The organism is Paraeggerthella sp., from assembly GCF_048427265.1.
Classification (GTDB): Bacteria; Actinomycetota; Coriobacteriia; order Coriobacteriales; family Eggerthellaceae; genus Paraeggerthella; species Paraeggerthella hominis.
In genome coordinates, this window is the sequence record NZ_DBFOSR010000078.1 from 1 (window position 1) to 2,528 (window position 2,528).

The following is a 2,528-nucleotide window of genomic DNA, read 5'->3' on the forward strand; positions in this document are numbered from 1 at the left end:
TAAGGAGCGTCGCTTCCGGAAAAGTCCACCCGCACGTAGCGGCGCCCCTCGTCGTCGTCGAGTGCTTCGACGACGGGATGCACGCGCGGGTCGATGGCGCAGCCGATCGCTTGGCTCACCTCCCGCAGCGTCGATTCCGCCACGTCTTGTCCGCACACCTCGCCGTTCGGCTTCACTCCGAAGTACAGCGTGCCGTTCCCGTGCTTGTTGAGGATCGCGGCCACCGAGACGGCCGCCTCTTTGAGCTCGGAAGTCGATTTCTTGAACTCGATCCGCTCGGTTTCATGCCCCAGGTTCATGCTGTCGACCCCTCCTTTTCTTGAGGAGAAGTATAGCACATTATAGCGAACATTTGTACTAATTTTACTGTCGAGCGGCATTGCTTTTCGCAAGCCGCTCCGTACGCGTGCTTGTCGCTCGGCTTTGCCGTGCTCGCGCTGTACCGCCTGCTCGTGGGCGAGGCGGTTGGCCGGCTGTTCATAACGCGCGAGGTGCCGCTGTGGATCGTGTGCTGCGCGGGCGTGTTCTTCAGCTTGTTCGCGCCCGACGACGGGACGCCCATCGCCGTGGAACTCGTGTTCGCGACGGTGCACGTCCACAACGTGTGCGCGAAGCTGGGCGTGGTGGGCAGGGGCGGGCTAACGGCGTTCCTCAAGCAGGAGCTGCGCGTGTCGTTGCGCCGGCGAGCGTGAGGTGCGCGGAAATCCGTGACTCAGGTCCAACCGGCTTCGCGCCTACGGCCCTACGACTTCCTCGTCGTCTCTTTCTTGCATTTGGGGCAGACGACGCGCAGCGTTCCCTTGCCGCGCGGGACGGAGAGCGCGGTACCGCATCCCTTGCATTTGAAGTAACGCGTCGTGCTGCGGTACGCCCAAGCCTTCTTCGCTATCGCGTAGGTGCGCTTCGGGCCCTTCATGACGCGCTCGTAGGCATCGTTCTCCTTGCGGCGCCGAGCGAAGTTCTTGGACAGGCTGCGGAAGATGGCGATGGCCAAGCAAGCGAACGAGAGCAGCGAGAGCGCGTCGAGCCCCGGGATGATTGACAGCAGGAGCGCAATGATGCCGAGTGCGACCAGCCCGTTCGACAGGCTGTCGTTGCCGTAGCGCCCTTGCATCCAGCGTGCCAGGTTCATCATCATGTCCTGCAGAAACGACTTCATGCGACAGTGCTTCCCGCTTGCCGGCCTTCGTTCGCGCCCTTCGGTTCGAGTTTCGCTCGAAGGGCACGTCCGTATACGATGCGGCGTTTCTCCCGCCGACGCCTCCCGGTTCCCCCGTCGTTACCGAATGGTCACGGGCCCATGCTCGCAAAACTTTCGGGTTGGTTCGATGGCACCGGACGCGTTTTCGGCGCCATGACCGCCCTGCAAACTGAAAAATATCATCGCTAGGCTTATATATTTGCTAGAATAGTCATGAATCGAAACCGGATAATCGCTGGTGGCATAAGGGGTTTCCTACGAGAAGGGCGGTGGCATGGGGGAGAGGGAAAACGTTTCGCGGGACGACATCCCCGGTGTGGAAACGATCAAGGAAGCGGCGCTAAAAGCTCTTTCGAGCGGCCGGCAGAGGTCGTTCGAGTCGCTCGAGCGCGAGGTGGCGAAGCTGCTCGGCCTTTCTCCGCAACAGGAGCGTTACTGCGTTTCCGGCAGCGCGACGCCGCTTTTCGCGAACCGGGTTGAGAAAGCCCGCGCCGAACTGCGCAAGGAGGGATTCGTCGAGTACCCCGACGCCGGCAAGGTCAGGCTCGCCGAGACCGGCAAGACGCGCATCGTGGGCGCCGCTTCCGGCCAGGTTCTGCCGCCGCAGCCTGAAGCGCAAGAGCCCGTGTCCGACGTGCCCCTCTACGAGCCGCCTTGCCGCGAGGCGCCCGACGGCAAGAAGGCGGCGGCACCGCTCGAAGGAGGCGTGGTGGTGTTCCCGGAGCCGGAGAAGGGGGCGAAGTCGCTCGACCTGCCGCTCGTCCTGGCCGTGGTCGGGCTCCTGCTGTGCTTCACCGGCGTCCTCGCGTTCGCCGGCGTGCTGTGCGGCGTCGCCTCGCTCGCGCTCGTCTACCGGGACAAGAAGCGCGCCGATGCCGCATCCTTGCCTCCGCGCCGCCCCACGGCGACGCTCACCGTGGCCGCGTGCGCGGTCGCGCTCGGCCTCGTCATGTCCGCCGGCGCCCTCGCGGGCGGCAGTCAGGCTCCGCCGCAGGAGGCCCCCGATCCTTCGGCTGTCCAGCAGCAGCCTGCCGCTCCCGCTCAGGAGGGCGAGCTGAGCTTCGTCGTCAACGGCAGTGGCGACGCGCTGCCCGCATCGGTGACCGTGCTCGTCACCGGCACGCAGGACGACGGCACGAAGGTCGACGACAAGCACGAGGCCGCGCTCGGTAAAAGCTACGTGCTTGCCTACCCGGCCGGAACGTACGTATTCAAGCTCGATCCTTCGTCTTTGAAAGTGGGCGAGAGCGTCTTCGCATCGGATCCGGTGAAGTGCTCCTTCGACGGCACGAGGGATCAGACGGCCCGCTTGTCCCTGAAGCTCGAT

The 2,528-nt window shown here is 64.5% G+C and carries 4 protein-coding genes; 2 read left to right on the forward strand and 2 right to left on the reverse strand.

Annotated features, from left to right (window positions below; genetic code table 11):
* Positions 1 to 299: helix-turn-helix domain-containing protein (locus tag ACMNI9_RS07375; protein WP_418831390.1), on the reverse strand; the 299-nt coding region annotated here is incomplete at its 3' end.
* Positions 300 to 410: 111 nt separating this feature from the next.
* Between ACMNI9_RS07375 and ACMNI9_RS07380 the strand changes: the two genes are divergently transcribed.
* Complete coding sequence (locus tag ACMNI9_RS07380; protein ID WP_418831392.1) at positions 411 to 692, forward strand: hypothetical protein; 282 nt, start codon at positions 411 to 413, stop codon at positions 690 to 692.
* A 50-nt stretch (positions 693 to 742) separates the two neighbouring features.
* On the opposite strand, the gene ACMNI9_RS07385 is transcribed toward ACMNI9_RS07380, so the two are convergent.
* The gene (locus ACMNI9_RS07385) at positions 743 to 1,159 is read right to left on the reverse strand and encodes a hypothetical protein (RefSeq protein ID WP_418831394.1); all 417 of its coding nucleotides are present in this window, start codon (positions 1,157 to 1,159) and stop codon (positions 743 to 745) included.
* A 316-nt stretch (positions 1,160 to 1,475) separates the two neighbouring features.
* On the opposite strand from ACMNI9_RS07385, the gene ACMNI9_RS07390 reads away from it, so the two are divergent.
* Positions 1,476 to 2,528, forward strand: a 1,053-nt coding sequence (locus ACMNI9_RS07390; protein ID WP_418831396.1) for a winged helix-turn-helix domain-containing protein, incomplete at its 3' end; no start/stop codon positions are given.

What these genes read in the sequence shown, in the direction of transcription:
- ACMNI9_RS07385 (WP_418831394.1), bottom strand. Translation starts at nt 1,159, where the DNA reads ATGAAGTCGTTTCTGCAGGACATGATGATGAACCTGGCACGCTGGATG.